Consider the following 17,215-nt stretch of genomic DNA (forward strand, 5'->3'; position numbering starts at 1 on the left):
AAAAGTAAAAAATGAAGCAGATTTTAATGGCATTGATTATGGTCTTCACCTCTAATTTCTTGCATGCACAAGTGTACTTGCAGGAGAAAAGCAAGCATAGATTTGCCCAAACCTATGTAGGATTTAATACGCAAATAGTACCAGCTCAGGGTAGTTTTATATCTGACGGATCAAGCAATAAATTTCCAACGCTTTTTTCTCCTAGGTTTAATATAGGGGGCTTACATTTCTGGGGAAAATGGGATTTCAATGTTAACCTTCCTCTTGGTCATTTGGGGGATAAAAAAGTTGCGGAAGAAACCGAATACCTTTTCATACCAGGGGCAGATTTAAGTGCTCGATATTATCCATGGAGAATGGAATTCGGCAAATTAAGACCTTATGCTGGTGTTTCAGTTAACCAGATGGTTTTCAAGTTGGATCATGAAGAGCTAGGGAGCAGAGATGATTTATTTTTTACTGCATCGCCCTTAGCGGGGGTTTCCTATGCTTATAAGGGATGGCAACTGAATGCGGAACTCATGTGGGTACCTACGAACAAAAAAAAATTTTATACAAGCCGAAATCAGCGAGAGATATTTCATTTACCTCAAAATTACTTTTCAGTTGGGGTTGTAAAGTTTTTTGACACCACTCTAAAAAATGAGAAAGGCTATAAAAATGGATCTACCGAGAAAAAGGAAGACGAATTGAGAAGTAAAGGGAAATTAAATAGCTTTTCTATTGGTATCGCACCGAGTGCAGCCTATTTCTTGCAGGCCCCACAATTCTCTAAAGGTGAGCAGCAGTCTTTACCACGGCATAAAGGCGTTTTCAATTGGGACTTTGGTCTTGGCTATTTATTCCATGATGCAGGGCTTCACCTTGGCTTTAGTTATAGAGATTACAGCTCAAACTCGAATAGCTATGGCCTTGAGCATGTAATTCGAAGAAATTCCTTAGCAGTTGAAGCGATAAAATTCTTCTGGGATTACAATGGATTTGTACCATTCATTGGACCAAGCATTAGCTATGAAAGATGGGGTGCAGCGGAATTTGAGAATGATGTGATGACAAATGAAGTAGCCAGAACTAGCATGATTTCGCCAGGGATAATTTTTGGTTGGGACATAGTACCATCTCCATTGAAGACCTGGATCTTACGGACTAATCTTCGATATTATCCGTCACAAAAAATTACTAATCCTACCGGAAAGGTATCCAGAGTGGATCAATTTGAATTCAATATAATTCAATTGGTTATTTATCCGAATAGAATCCTAAATACTCGTTAATCAGATGAATTACATAGTTCAAAATATATTATACGTGCATATTTGCGCAGGGGCAATTGCTTTATTGAGTGGCGCAGTGGCCATCAGTTCCACCAAAGGGAAGGGAACGCATCAAAAAGCTGGGAAAATATATGCATTGGCGATGTTAGTGGTCTTTATCACTGGAATCACAATAGCTTCTTATAAATTCAATAAGTTCTTATTTTTAATCGCTTTCATCAGCTACTACAGTGTTTTTGCTGGAGTACGCATATTAGAATTGAAAAAGCTTCACAAAGGCCAGAAAGCGAGATGGTTCGATTGGATGGCGGGATCAATAAATTTCATAGCCAACTTTTCATTTGTTTGCATGGCCGTTTACTATGCGGTCACACCAGATGTAAATGTACCTGGCGTATTGCTTTCCGCAGGTTTCGGCCTAGGAGGCATGTACCTGAGCTATATCAATATGAAACCATTTATTTTGAAGCCTGAAAAAGGCTATCATTGGTACACTTATCATTTAGGAAATATGATGGGAGGCTACATAGCAACCTTCACAGCCTTTTTTTCCACCATGGTAACACGATTTGAATTCATGAATCCATTTTTGGCTTTCGCTTTACCTTCCCTTATCGGAATTCCATTTATAATATATTGGACATATAAAACAGAATTAAAATTTAAGACAGAATGAAAAGTATTTTTTATTTATTAGTAATCGTCCTCTCTAGCACCTTGATAAGCTGCACATATCTAAAAAATGTTCAGCTCTTGAGTGGAGGAGAATTAAAGCGTCAGCAATTTGTAGAAGCTATTCCTTTTGAGATGAGAAAGGACTTGATTGTAGTAAAAGCCACAGTGAATGCAGATAGCACAGAGCGAGAATTTATTTTTGATACAGGTGCTTTCAATAGCAAAATTGAAAAGGGATTGGCAGAGTCGCTTGGATTGAAAACCATCACTACCAAATCCAATTCTACCGCAGCTGGAGTAAATAGAATAATTGAGGTCACTAGAATAGACTCTTTAGTTTTTGGAGAAACGGCATTTTATAATGTTGGTGCAGGAAAAGTAGAATATGATGAACAGTCTGCCAGTCCTTGCATAGCGCAGCATGGCATCATAGGAGCCAATATTATGAAGCTTGCCCACTGGAGAATTGATTATGAACATCAGATGATCTATTTTTCAGATCAACCCTTTGAAGTTAAAGAATCAGCTTACAATATTGAATTTGATAGCCCATTGCTTTCTGGAACGCCACTGATTAGTATGAAAATAGGTGGAAAGGAAGCGCAGAACATCCTATTTGATGTAGGCTATAATGGTGGTTTAGTGCTGCCCATAGCCTTAGCCAAAGAATTTGAAGGCAGTAATAAACTATTTTTCGATCGATCTACTACGGGTATTTATGGTGCTAAAACCGATACGTTAATTGAAAAACAACTGGAAATTGAAATTGATGGCTTTAAAACTACACTCCCTGTTAATTTCTCTGCAAATGGTAAAGCCCTGTTAGGTAATGAATTTTTAAAGCATTTCGATGTAATCATCAATTATGAAGAGGATTTAATAAGATTAGTTGAAAGAATGGCTGTAAGCATTCAGCCTAGTGTCCGATTTATTCCTGGTATTTTGAATGATAATCAGTGGGTGGTTAATAGAACAACAGAAGATTTGCCATTCGAATTGGGGGATACTTTAAGCACGGTAAATGGCAAAATACCAGCTGATCTATATGCTAATTATTGTGATTATAGGATGCATGTTGGGGCCCTAATTAATACGGACAGCTTAAAGCTTGTGAAATTAAGTGGAAAAGAATTCATTATTAATAATTAATCTGTTTCGAAGTAATGGTCAGAAGAATCACAGTATTAATTTCATATTTCTTATTGAGCTAGTCTTTGGTAGCACAAGAATATGATCACGCAATTGCCAAAGCGAGATTCCTCATTCTGGAACATCAAAAGCAAACTAATATTCCTGGGCTGCAAGTTGCAGTAATGATTGATGGTGAAATGATTTGGAGTGAATCCATGGGCTATGTTGATCTGGAAAATGCTGTTCCAGTTACGAGCCAAACGCAGTTTAGAACGGGCAGTCTTACAAAACCATTGACCTCCATAGCCCTAGGAAAGATGCTGGAAGGGAATCTGATAAGTTTAGACAATACTGTTGAAGATTTCTTTCCTGATTATCCTGCTCCTGCGAAACAAATTACTGTAAGACACTGCTTAGGATTATTTTAGAGCCAATTAGAAAAAGATAATGGAAGGCTTTTTCACTTTTCTATTTTTTTGATTTTCCCTGTTGCTATGAGGATGTAGAATGTAATTGCCACACTTAATAATACGGACAATATCATCATGATTTTATTATTTTTGGTGAATAAGAATAGAGTGTGATTCGATATCACACTCTAGATTTCAATTATTTTGAAGCTAAAAAACTGTCCACCTGATTAAAAAACCACTTAGGCTCATCGTAGAAAATAAAGTGGTAAGCTTCATCCGCTACCGCTACTTTTACATTCTCGATGTCCTTACACTGAGCTTCATAATTACTTTCAACTGCTTGTTTTGTACTTCCATATTGTTCATAAGCAGCCCATGCGCCCAATACTAAAACAGGTGTATTAACTTTACTCATTTCCGAACGGATATCGGTGGTGTACATTTCTCCATAAGCTTGAGTCGTAACGGTTCTACTGCTGTTAATTCCCATTTCAACTACTTGTTCTCTTTTGTCTGCAGTTGCAATCATTCCAGCGATAATCATTTTCTGCTGCTGTGCAAAAGCATCTTCACTCACATTTTTCATATTTGCTTGCATCTGTTTTGCCATGCTTTGTGCTCTTTCAGGAGTGAGCCCTGGCATTTGAATAGCAGGGAAGTAGGGAATTCCATCGACTGATATGATTTTGGAAAAAAGATCAGGAGCCTCTGAAGCTGCCCATAACGATAGAAATCCTCCCATACTATGGCCCATTAATATGGTATTCTTTAATTGATTGGTTTTTACATAGTCAATTAACTCATTTCTAACCTCTTTCAGGAAATGCTCACTTTCTACGCTTTCTTTATTTCCAAATCCTTTTAAAGTAACCAGGTGAATTTGGTAATCATTTTTGTAGTATTCGGTTACTTCATTCCATACCTCAGCGGAACAAGACATTCCATGAATGAGAATCATAGGCTGTCCTTTTCCAACTATGGTGGTGCTGAGTATTTTTTCGGATTTTGCTTCTGTAGCCATCATTAAAAGGGCAATGCTCAATAGTGCTGTTGGTAATTTTAAGAATAATTTTTTCATGACTTTTCTGTTTTGTTTGCTCAAATGAAGCACTGAATTTTGAGTTAATTAAATTTGATTGACCATTGGTTTGATTGTATTGACCAACTGCATTCCTGCACAAAACGCTAAGAGACTTATGAAATATTACTTCCAAATACCATTCGTCAATTCATACAAGCAGTTCGTCAAGCCAAGTTGTGAATAGTATCTTCTTTAATATCTTTAGGGAATGATTTTAAAAAGATTAACTCAGTACAAAATTCATCATCTAATTGGATGGCTACTTTACTTTTCCATTGCAGCGGCTGGCTACAACCGTTTTTATGAAAATAAACTTGATTTACTGTTGGTCACTTCAGTCTATGTTTTTTCGCATGCGTTGATGTATTACATATCGCAATATGTATTGACAGCTTTCAGTTTTAAAAAGGGAAGACCATGGCTGTTCTTTATTGGATATGTCCTACTCGCAATTTTCCTTTCGTTTGTGATGTATGGAGTAATCTATTTAATTTTAGGAGATCAAATGCCACTCTATTTCGGAAAAGAGTTTCTTACCGTATTCTCTGTATTTTTGATCTCTAATCTTTTTATGGGAGGAGTTTTGATTGGGATCAAATCTATGATAGACAAATCTCGTCAGCAAAAGTTTGAAAAGGAACGAAAGCAAGAAAGTCTTTTATCTGAGCTTAGCTATTTGAAAGCCCAAGTCAATCCTCATTTTTTGTTTAATACTATCAATAGCGTATATGTTTTAATCAAAATGAATCCTGATAAAGCAGCTGATATGCTCATTAAGTTATCAGATTTGTTAAGGTCTCAATTATATGATTTCAGCAGTGATAAAATTACCATAGAAGAGGAAATTAACTATTTGGAGAACTATATTGAATTAGAAAAACTAAGAAGGGCACATCGATTGGAAGTCCATTTTGAAAAGGAGGGATTGCTACAAGGTTTTTCTTTGCCTCCTTTATTGATGATTCCCTTTTTAGAAAACTGCTTTAAGCATCTTTCTTCCGATACAGATAAGTCTAATATAGTGAGAATTAGAATGACTAGAAATTTTAGTAAATTAAGCGTAGAATTCTCTAATACTTTTGACAAGCAATCAGCACCACGAAAGGAGGGAGGAATTGGCTTACCTAATGTGAAAAGAAGACTTGCATTGCTTTTCCCTGATAAATACCAGCTGGAGATCAATAGAACAGATGAATTATTTAGAGTAAATCTTGAATTAGACCTATCTGATTATGAGTAAGAAATTGAAAGTTTTAATTGTTGAAGATGAACACCTCGCAGCCGAGGGCTTAAAATCATATGTTGCTGAGATTGAGTTTTTAGAGCTTATTGCCTATTGCGAAAATGCATTAGAAGCTAATAAACTCTTATCTGAACAATCAATCGATTTGATTTTCCTCGATATTCAAATGCCTAAAATCACTGGAATTGAATTTTTAAAATCACTTTCTAAGCCGCCAATGGTGATTTTTACCACAGCATACCCAAACTATGCTTTGCAAGGTTATGAATTGGATGTGATCGATTATCTAGTGAAGCCTTATCCTTTTGATCGCTTTTTAAAAGCAGTCAATAAAGCCAAAGATCGATTTGTTTTGGAGAATTCAAACAATCAGGAATCTGAAAAAAATAGGGAGATAGATTACTTCTTTGTGAAATCAGAGCAAAAACTGGAGAAGGTGGTAATCAATGAAATATGTTATGTGGAGGCAATGGAGAATTATGTGATTATTCATACAGATTCACAGAAGACCATTTCTTTAATGACTATGAAAAGCATGGAAGAAAAATTGCCTCTAGATCAATTTATAAGATCCCATAAAAGCTATATAGTGAACATTAGCAAGGTGGAATCAATAGAAGGCAACTGTCTGAATGTGAAATCCAAACAGTTGCCCATTTCAAGACAAAACAAGCAGGAAGTCTTGAATAGAATTCTAGGCTAACTATTCGTCACCTTTTATTGCAGATACATCCGCCTTAAGATCATCGTCTGGTTGGCCTAACTTACCCGCATCCTTTTTCTTAAAGTAGTGCGCCAAGTCTTTTCTTACTTCACCCGACATGATGTAAAGTCCAATCATATTGGGAACTGACATGGCCAAAATCATCATATCCGAAAAGCTCAGAACGGCACCTAAACTTACTGATGCACCCACTACAACAAATACCAAGAAAGTGATTTTATATGCTAATTCTGATTTGTTGGTTTTTCCGAATAGATATGTCCATCCTCTCATTCCGTAATATGACCATGAAATCATGGTGGAAAAAGCGAAAAGGAAAACTGCAATTGCCAATACATAAGGGAACCAACCAATCACAGAACCGAAGGCTTGCGCAGTTAATTTCACACCTGTGACATCAGGCACTTCGTGCATACCTGTAAAGATCAATACTAAGGCAGTTAGCGTACAAACCACAACCGTATCAATAAATGGCTCCATTAATCCTACAAAACCTTCTGAGGGGGCGTTATGTGTCTTAGTGGCACTGTGTGCGATGGCTGCAGAACCCACACCTGCTTCATTTGAAAAGGCTGCTCTTTGGAATCCAATAATCAATACGCCTAAAAATCCACCTTTTAATGCACTTGAATTTAATGCCCCATTATAAATAGCCGAAAATGCAGGACCTATATTTTCATAATTAATTCCAATTATAACTAAGGCAGCAACAACATAAACTATAGCCATAATCGGCACTACTTTTTCTGTTACTTTGGCAATACTTTCGATACCACCGATAATAACAATACCGACTAAAACAGCCAAACCGATTCCGAACCAAAATCCCCAACCTTCCAATACCGTAAATTGAGAAGCCATAATTTGGAAAGATTGATTGGATTGGAACATATTACCAGCACCGAAGGAAGCCCCTATACAAAGGACAGCAAAGATCCCAGCTAAAACTTTTCCGACTCCTTTTATATTTCTTTTTTCAAGTCCGTACCGTAAATAATTCATTGGCCCACCAAATATTTTTCCGTCAGCCTTAATCTCTCTATACTTTACGCCTAATGTACATTCAACAAATTTCGAAGACATGCCTAAGAAACCGGCTAAAATCATCCAAAAGGTTGCACCTGCGCCACCAATTGATACTGCCACAGCCACACCGGCAATATTTCCTAAACCTACAGTTGCTGAAACTGCTGTTGCTAAAGCTTGAAAGTGCGTTACTTTACCTGGGGCATTTGGATCACTATGCTTTCCTCTTGCCAGATCAATAGAGTGTTTGAACCCTCTAATATTAATAAAGCCCATTCTTACTGTAAAGAAAGCCGCACCAGCAATAAGCCAGACCACTATAAATGGAATACTATTTTCCCTTATATCTCCATTTGCGTAAAGCAAAGGTTGTTCTTCGTCAAATTTAATACTGGCGAAAAACTGCGCGCCTTGTTCTATCAGATCTCTTGTATTATCAGGGCTAAAAATAACTTTTCCTTCTGCTACATTAAAATTGATCTCTCCATCAGCTGTTGCTTTCACTGTATCAGCGTCTTTTTTATCAATAGAAACAATGGCGATAGGATCACCTTCTTTGACTTGCTGACCGTCTTGCACTAATTTTTCCTTAAGAAGGAAAACTTTATCCGTTCGTGCATTCCAGTCAGGAGTTTTAATCATTTCCTTATCGGTCATGACTACGGGGTCGTATAGACCAATAGCAGCAAATGGATCCCAAAACAGTACGTTTCCCATTACCTCAACTGCTGGATCAAAAACAGCATTGAAGTTTTCTGTAATGGACTCGGCTTCTATGGTGATTTTTTTGTCGATGACCTGATTGTTAGCATCGGAAATTTGAACTGTATATTCCTTGCCTTCAATAAGTCCTGATGCTTTCGAGGCTGTTAAAGCAGTATTTTGATTAGACCATTTGTATTGATAGGGTTCTTCACCACCAGTCACTTTTAGTCTTATTTCTCCGTTATTGATAGTAGTAGAGGGATTGATTATTTCTACCTCTACTTGCAGAGAATCGTTAGTGCGCTGTGAATTGGCATGCAAAGTTGATTGGGATAAAAAAAGGAGAAGTAGTGGGATGAGTAATACTCTTAAAATTTTGTTCATAGATAACTTGAGAGTTAATTAAAAACTGATTTTAGACTTTACTTATTTTGGATTTACTATAGGATAACTAGCGTTATTACATACATTTTGTTACAAAATTAACAGTCGTCCTCTAATTTTGTTCAAAGCTAGGTATTATTTTATTGCTGACCAACCGCCACTAAATCAGTCCTTAATTCTTTACTGACAGAATTATGTTCTTTTTTTAAATGATCATTCGAAATAGACCATTATTCTATTACTATAAAAATAGTAAAGTAATTTAATAAATAGTTGTATTACTATTTAAATAGTAATATACTTGAGCTATGAAAGAATTGACAAAAGCAGAGGAGCAACTCATGAGACATCTTTGGAAGCTCAAAAAAGCATATCTAAAAGATATAGTAGATGAATATGATGAACCTAAACCAGCATATACTACTATCAGTACAGTTGTGAATGTTTTGGTAAAAAAGGGTATAATAGGTTTTGATTTACATGGAAAAGCTAAACATTATTATCCGCTGATCACCAAAGAGGATTATTCTAATCAATCCATAAAGGGATTGGTCAGTAATTTTTTCAATAACTCATACCAACAGTTTGCTTCCTTTTTTACTTCCAGAAAAGAATTATCAGTTAATGAATTAAAGGAAATTAGAAAAATGATTGATGATGAAATTAAAAAGAAAGGCAAATGAATGTTCTATTGATATATTTTCTGAAGGTAATCACTATCCAGGCCATCTTGTATTTGATTTATATATTGATTTTTCATAAGAGTGGACGGCACAGCATTAATAGGTTTTATTTAATCTTTACGTTAGTTATTGGTTTCATAATTCCATTTATGTTGATTCCGAAATTTCAATCCTATCAATCTTATCAGGAAGTTGAAAAGCCTATTTGGCATGAACTGGCCAACTTGACTGAATTTTCCGTTACAGAAGCCGAACTTCTACCAGTTGAAAGATTAAATCAATCAGATTTTACTACAGAATTGATTGTACTGGGAATTTCATTGATCAGTCTTTTATTTTTAATGAAGTTGATTTATAGTCATTTTCAACTCGTTAGGTTAAAAAGACAATCTAAAGAAATTAATAAAAATGGATATAGGATATATTGCAGTCCAGTTGAAAGCCCTTTCAGCTATTTTAAATCTATATTCATTCCGAAGAGCCTGCTAAATTCAGTGTCATTTAATACCATTATGGAGCATGAATTGGTTCATGTCAAGAAGATGCATTCTATTGATAGGGTATTGATGGAAATCATACTATCCATATTTTGGTTCCATCCTTTGCTCTATTTATTCAGGAATAGATTAATTGAAACTCATGAATTTCAAGCTGATGCAGAAGTGATAGCCTTGCAGCAAGATCCAATCGGCTATCAAGAAATACTATTCCAACAAATTAATGCACATAAAGCAATTTCTTATGTTAACTATTTCAAATTGAACACTGTTAAAACAAGAATTAAAATGATCAATAGAACTAAAAATCTTTCAAAGTGGCATTACTTATTGATTTTGCCTGTTTTAGCGCTCATGACATTTTCCTTTGCCAATAAAGAAAATGCGGAGTTCATAGCGCCTTTAAAGAGCGATGTTTCAGATGTTTTTGAATATGCAATAAATCCATCTGAGAATTATACGCCTTCTATTTTTCCTCTGCAGGATGCAGAAGGAGTAAAACTAACGGCAAGCTTTGGAAATCGAATCCATCCCATTTTAAAAGTGGAAAGATTTCATGAAGGTATCGACTTGAAAACCTATAGAGGAAATCCTGTTTTAGCAACGGCAGATGGTATTGTGATTGAAGCTGGGATCAATAGTGAAGTTGCCTGGGGGAAAATTGTACGAATTAAGCATGGTGATATGTATGAAACCGTCTACGCTCATTTGTCTGAAGTGGAGGTAAGTATAGGGGATAAAATTAAAAGAGGAGATATCATCGGAAAGGCAGGGACTACCGGAAGATCTACGGGTTCACATTTACATTATGAAGTGAAAGATGCTGCTGATGGATTTCTAGATCCATTGAAGTATATTTTGGATATTGATTTTAAGTTGAGTAAAAATGGTGACCAGTCTGGTGAATTGAGCTTGCGCAAAACAGATCAAAAGTTAAGAGTAATACTTGATCCAGGGCATGGTGGAAAGGACAGTGGCATGAAGTCATCAGCGCTGAATGAAAAAGACATTGTATTAAAAGTGGCACAAAAAGTAGCAGAAAACTTCAAAGAATCAGAAGAGATAGAAATCATTCTTACAAGAGATGTTGATAAAGTAGTGAGTTTGGAGGAAAGAGTTAGTAATTCAGAAAGCTCAGATTTGTTTATTTCGCTCCATATTGAAACGCATGAATATAAGGACGAAAACAGCATGCTTGCTATTTATAATGACCAGAATGATAATGCCTCCCACTCCAAATATTTTTCAGAATTACTGGCTCAAGAAATGAAGAATGAAAATAAAATTTTGAAAGTGGGTTATTCAAGTGGATATTATGTTTTGAAAAATGCAAAATGTCCTGCAGTAATATTCAGTATGGGCTATTTTTCAAATCCAGAATCTGAACAATATTTAAATTCAGAAAAAGGAATGAAAGAAATTGCTCAAGAATTGTCGGATGCAATAATGGCCGCAAAATAATAATATTTAGTTTCATTCAAAGGCTGTATAAGTGTGTCAAATACACTTATACCGCTTTTTTTAAATCATTAATCGATAAAATTTACAAATTCATAGAAATAGTTTCAGAAAAAAGTTTCATATTTAACTAATAATAAGTGAGTTAAGTAATGCAGCTAAAAGCTATAGTTAAATATAAACAAGATTTAATAATACTATTCGTAGCCTTGGGTTATTTCTTTTTTGCCCGATTAGGCTACTTTCTAGTATTTGAAGATATCTATATTTTGCCTACTTGGCCTCCATCAGGCTTAGCTTTAGCTTTTCTGATTCTGCTCGGGCGAAAAGCTTGGCCGGGCATCACCATTGGAGCACTTTTGGCTAATATTCTCGCTTATTGGAATACTGGCGATTTAGCCTCTGATTCCGTTATTTTATTATCCTCAGTTATTGCAGCTGGTCATACCTTAGAAGCATTATTAGGTAATTACTTGATCGAGAAATGGATTCAGAAAGATCAATTATTCAATAAATCTATTAACATATTTCGCTTCCTAGGAGTAGGGTTTATTATTGCATTGGTCAGTGCGGCAATCGGTACTGGTGCCCTTTATTATCAAGGATTATTTGGTGCTAATGAGTTTCTTACACGCTTTGTTTCTTGGTGGGTGGGTAATTTAGTAGGGATTCTACTTTTTACACCTTTTATTTTATCCTTTAAAGAACCAATAGCCAAAAAACTGAATAGGGGGCATTTCATGGAAATTATATTTTTCAGCTTGGCCTTAGTCATTGTATTTGTCCTATTGAATCAAGAAAGTTTACGATATCCTGTACAGCAATCTATACCTTTTCTCGTTTTGCCTTTATTGCTTTGGATGGCTTTTCGCTTTCATTTATCGGTTGCCATGACAGGAACAATAATAATTGGCTTAATATCAGTGTACATGACAACACAAGGTATTGGTCCCTTTGTTATGGAAACGCCAAGTAATGCCATGCTGATTTTACAGATTTTCTTAGGAGTGATTAGTGTTTCGACCATTATTCTTTCTGCAACTCAAAGAGAAAGGACAGAAGCACAAAATGAGCTAAAAAGTTTAAATAGCAATTTGGAGGAAATTGTGCAAACCAGAACAAAAGAACTGGAAAGTGAAAATGCCACGCGCAAAAATGCAGAACAAGAATTAAAATCTTCCAATACAGAATTACGGAAAATTAACGCAGAACTAGATAATTTCGTTTATCGAGTTTCGCATGATTTAAGAGCTCCAATTGCTAGCATGTTGGGTTTATTGAATTTGGCTAAATCTGACGAAAGTGAAGAAATGAAGTCGATTTATTTGTCGAAAATTGAGCAAAGTGCACAATTACAAGATACTTTTATCACAGAAATACTAGATCAATCAAGAAACGCAAGACTTGAAGTTAGAAAGGAACCTATTGATTTCGAAAAAATAATAAAGGAATCCTTTGAGCAACTTCAGTATTCCAATACAAATGAAGATGTCGAAAAGACTTTAAATATTGATTTGAAGGATCCTTTTTATTCAGACCCGTGGAGATTGAAGGTGATTATCAATAATGTAATTTCCAATTCCATTCGCTACAGAAATGGAAAATCCCCTAAAATAGATATTGATATTTCTTCAGAAAATCACGAGGCTTTGATTAATATTAAAGATAATGGAAGAGGAATAGAACAGGAACATATCGACAAGGTTTTTAATATGTTCTACAGAGCTACTGATGATAATGCAGGTTCAGGATTAGGTTTATACATTGTAAAAGAGACGGTTAGTAAGCTACAAGGCCGCGTGCAGATTCAATCAAAGCCTCGAGAAGGCACTACTATTAGCTTTGTTTTGCCTAATATGAAAAATTAGTTCAAGTTTCCTGATTAATAGAGCTACCGTTCCCAAAGAATTGGAAAGTGTATACTGGCAAATTAAGACTTAATTTCTTAAAAAGTCTTAATTTATCCTGTTTGTGCCGATCTATCGGTATATCTCCTTCAAATTAGGGCTTTCTTGATAAATACTACAAAGCTTTCAAGCCAAATAAAATTTGCTCATAGAGAGCGGGTTGGGGGTCAAAAATGCGGGCCAGACGAGGGTGTGGGTTGTAGCATATTTTTGTCTTGAATTTTTGTTTCTTTTTGTTCAAGCAAAAAGAAAAGATATAAAGCACAAAATTTAATTTGGAATACACATATGTCTATAATTTCTTAAACTTCAGATGATACCCAAAATCACTAATTTTGAGATCTTAAACATAATTATATTTCAAAAATGATGCTTTAATTTTCGTTTAAAAATATATTAAAGATACTTTATATTTTTCAAGAGAACCCAAATTACCATCTTATGATTTAAAGAGTAAAATCAAATTTCAGTTTCTTTATACCGTTAATTAGCAAGTTAAACCACTTTCTATGAAGAATTTATTGATATTAGCTTTTTTTAGTACTATCCTCTGGTCTTGTGAATCAGCAAATAGAAAAGAAACCACATCAGCTTATTTTAATTTTGAATTGGAAATTGATACAGTTCAGCTAGATTCTAGAAATGAAATAATAATGGCAGGAGCCTATATGGACAACCCAGCGGTCTCCTTCGATAAAACTAAGTTTTATAATTTTGATAATGAAAATTACGTGCTTGAAGTATTTGACATTGAAAATTATAAGCTTGACAAAAAAGTAAATTTTCAAAAAGATGGACCAAATGGATTAGGTTCAAACCAGGTGAGGAGTTTAAAAATTTTTCCAAATGGTAATATTGGAATTGAGGATTTTGAGTCTTTTAAGGTTTTTGATTTGCAGGGAAACCAGGTGAAAAATGTGAATTTTAACAAAGATTGGATAAAGGGAGATTTTACTGCCTCCGAAAGCTTTGAATTTGCTTCAGTTAATAAAGACGGTTCACTCATTGCAGGCATGCATTTTGGTACTGATAATTTTAAACCACTTATGTTTCTACTTGATATTGAAGAAAAGAAAGCGAAACGGATATTGCTATCCCAATTTGATAAGTTGAAAAGGTATAAAATTGTTTTTCGAAGAAATGGGGGATACCTAACAGATCATCATGAGCGAGTTCAATTCGGTTTTAAAGGAGATAGTATTATTATTTCAAATTCTGCCTATAACGATCTGTATATCTATAATGAAAAAACCAATGAATTGGAATATAGAACATTTGCTCATAAGTTAATACCAGAAAGAAAGGAAAAAGAGTATAAAAACAGCTCTGAATCTCGAGAAGAAGTAGTTGAAATAATCTATTCGATAAGCGAAGAAGTAAGATTTACAGAGTTTTTTTGGGATGAGGATACCAGAAAATTTTACAGATTTACAAATCAGACCATTTATGATGATAAGCGAGAAAACTCTACCTATAAAGTTTCAATGCTGGTATATGATGAATATCTGCAGTTAATCGGTGAAAAAGAATTGATGAAGTTTAAAGATTATGCCGAACCTCTTTTTGTAAAAGACGGAAAAGTCCATTTCCATTTAAATATGGAAGATGAATTAGGTTTTATACGAATAGGATTGAAAAACTAACAACCTCAACACTTACAAACTTAATCACCTCAACACTTGCAGACTTGCAAGTCCAAACATTTAATTTCAATTTTGCTTGTTCATTTTGGAACTATAATCATATCAGTCAGTTTTAATCATTATGGCAGAAACATCTCATTGGACAGGATCCGAAAAATATTTATGCGACCCAGCTTTAGCGCAGGCATTTCACATGGCAAGAACTTTAGGAATGCCTCTTCTAATAGAGGGGGAACCTGGAACGGGAAAGACCGAATTACCTATTCATTATGCAAAGGACAGGGGATTGGACTTAGAAGTTTATCCTGTTGGTTCGAAAAGCAATGTAGAACAATTTGTAGCTCGCTTTGACCACGTTAAGTATTTGCGTGACTCTCAAATCGAAATTTTGAATGCTCAACGCGAAGAAAAGGGGCTGGACAACAAATTGACTACGGGAGATCGTAATCCTGAATCTTTGAAGGATTATGTTGTAAAAGGTCCTGCAGCAGTTGCTTATAGCAAGCCTAATTCTGTTTTACTAATTGATGAAATTGATAAAGCACCTCGTGAATTCCCTAATGATCTACTGTATGCCTTAAGTCATAGGAAATTTATAATGCCTGAATCAGGTGAAATCATTGAGGTTTCTGAGGAGGATATGCCTGCTATAGTCATTACTTCCAATCGTGAGCAGGAGTTGCCAACTGCCTTTAAAGGAAGGTGTATTTATCACTATATCGATTTTCCAGATCAGGATACGATGAACAAAATCATTGATAAACATCACCCTGGAATGGATGAAAAAGTAGTCCGTGTAGCTTTAGATGTATTTTATCATTTGAGAAGGTTAGGTTTGGAGAGAGCACCGACAACTCGCGAAATCTTAAATTGGCTGAAATACATGAGTCAAATAGCTCCTGCAGAGGCTGTTAAGAAAATATCAGGATTGGAAGGAATTGGAGCCTTGATCAAAACTCAAGAAGATATGGAAAGGGTAGGCAGAATGATAGGGGCTGATGAGAGCTTTGGTACGAATTTAAATTAAATATTTATGCTCAGCTCATTACCTGAACATTTCCGATCCCATGGCCTAAAAGCAGATGTCAGAACATTGCTTTTATTACGGAAGGCTATGCAAAAAGGCCTAGTCAAGACTTTAGGTGATATTTATAATGTTTTGAAGGGGATTATTGTAAAGGAATCATCAGACCTAGGACCCTTTACGAAAGCCTATTATGCTTACTTCCTTTATATTCCTATCAAGCCAGGTCAAACCTTAGAAGATGCCATTTTGCGATCTGAAACTTTCCAAAAGTGGAAAACGGATTACGTTGAGGAAGCAGATCGAGATTTTACGGATGAAGAGCTGGTTAGTACATTTTTGGACGAGGTACATTTGACCAGTTACGATATTAAGGAAGTAGTTTCGGGCAAAGAGATCTGGGATAAAGACAATCCTGATCAGGAAGATAGTGATCCGATGGATGAAGACGGGGAAGTAGCAGAGCGTAAGTTGGATAAGATGGCAGATTACTCCGAATTATCTTTAGAGGAATTGCTAGAGCGAATGGAGAAAGTCCGTGAACAGCAAAAAACCAGACACGGTGGTGGAAGCCATTGGATTGGAACTGGCGGAATTTCACCTTATGGACATGGAGGCGCTGCCAAAAACGGCATCAGAGTAGGTGGCCAAGGAGGAGGGAAGATGGCCCGGAAAGTGATGGGTGATAAAAATTATTTTCCAATTGATAGAAATTCTACATTGAATGATAATAATATAGATGCAGCATTAGCCTCTATTAAGGGGGTTATTGAAGAAAGTGCAACGGAGAAACTGGATGTTCCCCAAACCATTAAATCTGGCTTAAAGCGTGGTGGTTTGTTTATTCCCGAAATGTCAAGTGAGAAAAATGAGGAACTGAAAATCATTGTTTTGATTGATAATGGAGGTTATTCAATGGCGCCTTATGTACGTACTGTTCAAAACCTTTTCAGAAAAATGCGTACTCGTTTTGCCCATGATTTGGAAGTTTATTATTTCCATAATACCATTTATGATAGGGTTTACACAGATGAAAGAAGAACCAAAGCCATTTCAATAGAAAAACTCCTTAGTCATAATAAAGATTACAGGGTATTCATCATGGGTGATGCCGCGATGGCCCCTTACGAAATCAACTCATTAAGCATGGAAAGTCTAAAAGCTATTCCTCAAAAATTCAAAAAATGTGTTTGGCTTAATCCGGAGCCTCTTAAATATTGGCCACATACTTATACGATTCAATTGATCAAGCAACTGATTCCGATGTTTCCTTTAACCCCTGCAGGTATTGAAAGAGCCGTTAGAAGCATGAATAGTAAGGGGACTGAAAATTGATTTTCATAATTT

Annotated in this window: 14 protein-coding genes; 12 read left to right on the top strand and 2 right to left on the bottom strand. The window is 35.6% G+C overall.

The window, feature by feature from the left end:
- Nucleotides 1-11 precede the first annotated feature (11 nt).
- From B9Y84_RS01660 to B9Y84_RS01675, 4 genes are all read left to right on the top strand, one after another.
- Complete coding sequence (locus B9Y84_RS01660; RefSeq protein ID WP_085515353.1) at nt 12-1,274, top strand: hypothetical protein; 1,263 nt, start codon at nt 12-14, stop codon at nt 1,272-1,274.
- Between the two features lie 4 nt (nt 1,275-1,278).
- Entirely contained in the window at nt 1,279-1,950 is a 672-nt protein-coding gene (locus B9Y84_RS01665) for a DUF2306 domain-containing protein (RefSeq protein ID WP_085515354.1), read from the top strand.
- Nucleotides 1,947-3,098 (top strand): retropepsin-like aspartic protease, encoded by a 1,152-nt coding sequence (locus tag B9Y84_RS01670; protein WP_085515355.1) that lies wholly within the window; start codon nt 1,947-1,949, stop codon nt 3,096-3,098. The genes B9Y84_RS01665 and B9Y84_RS01670 overlap by 4 nt, the downstream gene beginning before the upstream one ends.
- Nucleotides 3,099-3,163: 65 nt before the next feature.
- Nucleotides 3,164-3,508 carry a serine hydrolase domain-containing protein gene (locus tag B9Y84_RS01675; RefSeq protein WP_085515356.1) on the top strand — a complete coding sequence of 115 codons (345 nt, stop codon included), beginning with the start codon at nt 3,164-3,166 and terminating at the stop codon, nt 3,506-3,508.
- Nucleotides 3,509-3,689: 181 nt separating this feature from the next.
- On the opposite strand, the gene B9Y84_RS01680 is transcribed toward B9Y84_RS01675, so the two are convergent.
- Nucleotides 3,690-4,571 carry an alpha/beta fold hydrolase gene (locus B9Y84_RS01680; protein ID WP_085515357.1) on the bottom strand — a complete coding sequence of 294 codons (882 nt, stop codon included), beginning with the start codon at nt 4,569-4,571 and terminating at the stop codon, nt 3,690-3,692.
- A gap of 211 nt (nt 4,572-4,782) precedes the next feature.
- Between B9Y84_RS01680 and B9Y84_RS01685 the strand changes: the two genes are divergently transcribed.
- Both B9Y84_RS01685 and B9Y84_RS01690 read left to right on the top strand, forming a co-directional pair.
- Nucleotides 4,783-5,814 (top strand): sensor histidine kinase, encoded by a 1,032-nt coding sequence (locus B9Y84_RS01685; protein WP_085515358.1) that lies wholly within the window; start codon nt 4,783-4,785, stop codon nt 5,812-5,814.
- Entirely contained in the window at nt 5,807-6,520 is a 714-nt protein-coding gene (locus B9Y84_RS01690; RefSeq protein ID WP_085515359.1) for a LytR/AlgR family response regulator transcription factor, read from the top strand. The genes B9Y84_RS01685 and B9Y84_RS01690 overlap by 8 nt, the downstream gene beginning before the upstream one ends.
- On the opposite strand, the gene B9Y84_RS01695 is transcribed toward B9Y84_RS01690, so the two are convergent.
- The gene (locus B9Y84_RS01695) at nt 6,521-8,656 is read right to left on the bottom strand and encodes an amino acid carrier protein (protein WP_085515360.1); all 2,136 of its coding nucleotides are present in this window, start codon (nt 8,654-8,656) and stop codon (nt 6,521-6,523) included.
- 308 nt (nt 8,657-8,964) lie between these two features.
- On the opposite strand from B9Y84_RS01695, the gene B9Y84_RS01700 reads away from it, so the two are divergent.
- The 6 genes from B9Y84_RS01700 to B9Y84_RS01725 all read left to right on the top strand — a co-directional run bounded on the left by B9Y84_RS01700 (nt 8,965) and on the right by B9Y84_RS01725 (nt 17,203).
- Nucleotides 8,965-9,339 (top strand): BlaI/MecI/CopY family transcriptional regulator, encoded by a 375-nt coding sequence (locus B9Y84_RS01700; RefSeq protein WP_085515361.1) that lies wholly within the window; start codon nt 8,965-8,967, stop codon nt 9,337-9,339.
- On the top strand, nt 9,336-11,297 hold the full coding sequence (locus B9Y84_RS01705; RefSeq protein ID WP_085515362.1) for an N-acetylmuramoyl-L-alanine amidase: 1,962 nt from the start codon (nt 9,336-9,338) through the stop codon (nt 11,295-11,297). The genes B9Y84_RS01700 and B9Y84_RS01705 overlap by 4 nt, the downstream gene beginning before the upstream one ends.
- A gap of 149 nt (nt 11,298-11,446) precedes the next feature.
- Nucleotides 11,447-13,162 carry a sensor histidine kinase gene (locus tag B9Y84_RS01710; protein WP_085515363.1) on the top strand — a complete coding sequence of 572 codons (1,716 nt, stop codon included), beginning with the start codon at nt 11,447-11,449 and terminating at the stop codon, nt 13,160-13,162.
- 548 nt (nt 13,163-13,710) lie between these two features.
- Nucleotides 13,711-14,844 carry a DUF4221 family protein gene (locus tag B9Y84_RS01715; protein WP_085515364.1) on the top strand — a complete coding sequence of 378 codons (1,134 nt, stop codon included), beginning with the start codon at nt 13,711-13,713 and terminating at the stop codon, nt 14,842-14,844.
- A gap of 121 nt (nt 14,845-14,965) precedes the next feature.
- Nucleotides 14,966-15,871: an AAA family ATPase gene (locus B9Y84_RS01720; RefSeq protein WP_085515365.1), complete on the top strand. Its 906-nt coding sequence runs from the start codon at nt 14,966-14,968 to the stop codon at nt 15,869-15,871.
- Between the two features lie 6 nt (nt 15,872-15,877).
- The gene (locus B9Y84_RS01725) at nt 15,878-17,203 is read left to right on the top strand and encodes a hypothetical protein (protein ID WP_085515366.1); all 1,326 of its coding nucleotides are present in this window, start codon (nt 15,878-15,880) and stop codon (nt 17,201-17,203) included.
- Nucleotides 17,204-17,215 lie beyond the last annotated feature (12 nt).

It is taken from the genome of Marivirga sericea (genome assembly GCF_900177665.1).
Lineage (GTDB): Bacteria > Bacteroidota > Bacteroidia > Cytophagales > Cyclobacteriaceae > Marivirga > Marivirga sericea.

Coding starts and splice junctions, on each gene's coding strand:
- B9Y84_RS01660 (WP_085515353.1), top strand. CDS start 12: ATGAAGCAGATTTTAATGGCATTGATTATGGTCTTCACCTCTAATTTC.
- B9Y84_RS01680 (WP_085515357.1), bottom strand. CDS start 4,571: ATGAAAAAATTATTCTTAAAATTACCAACAGCACTATTGAGCATTGCC.
- B9Y84_RS01685 (WP_085515358.1), top strand. CDS start 4,783: ATGATTTTAAAAAGATTAACTCAGTACAAAATTCATCATCTAATTGGA.
- B9Y84_RS01665 (WP_085515354.1), top strand. CDS start 1,279: ATGAATTACATAGTTCAAAATATATTATACGTGCATATTTGCGCAGGG.
- B9Y84_RS01725 (WP_085515366.1), top strand. CDS start 15,878: ATGCTCAGCTCATTACCTGAACATTTCCGATCCCATGGCCTAAAAGCA.
- B9Y84_RS01700 (WP_085515361.1), top strand. CDS start 8,965: ATGAAAGAATTGACAAAAGCAGAGGAGCAACTCATGAGACATCTTTGG.
- B9Y84_RS01705 (WP_085515362.1), top strand. CDS start 9,336: ATGAATGTTCTATTGATATATTTTCTGAAGGTAATCACTATCCAGGCC.
- B9Y84_RS01690 (WP_085515359.1), top strand. CDS start 5,807: ATGAGTAAGAAATTGAAAGTTTTAATTGTTGAAGATGAACACCTCGCA.
- B9Y84_RS01710 (WP_085515363.1), top strand. CDS start 11,447: ATGCAGCTAAAAGCTATAGTTAAATATAAACAAGATTTAATAATACTA.
- B9Y84_RS01670 (WP_085515355.1), top strand. CDS start 1,947: ATGAAAAGTATTTTTTATTTATTAGTAATCGTCCTCTCTAGCACCTTG.
- B9Y84_RS01695 (WP_085515360.1), bottom strand. CDS start 8,656: ATGAACAAAATTTTAAGAGTATTACTCATCCCACTACTTCTCCTTTTT.
- B9Y84_RS01715 (WP_085515364.1), top strand. CDS start 13,711: ATGAAGAATTTATTGATATTAGCTTTTTTTAGTACTATCCTCTGGTCT.
- B9Y84_RS01720 (WP_085515365.1), top strand. CDS start 14,966: ATGGCAGAAACATCTCATTGGACAGGATCCGAAAAATATTTATGCGAC.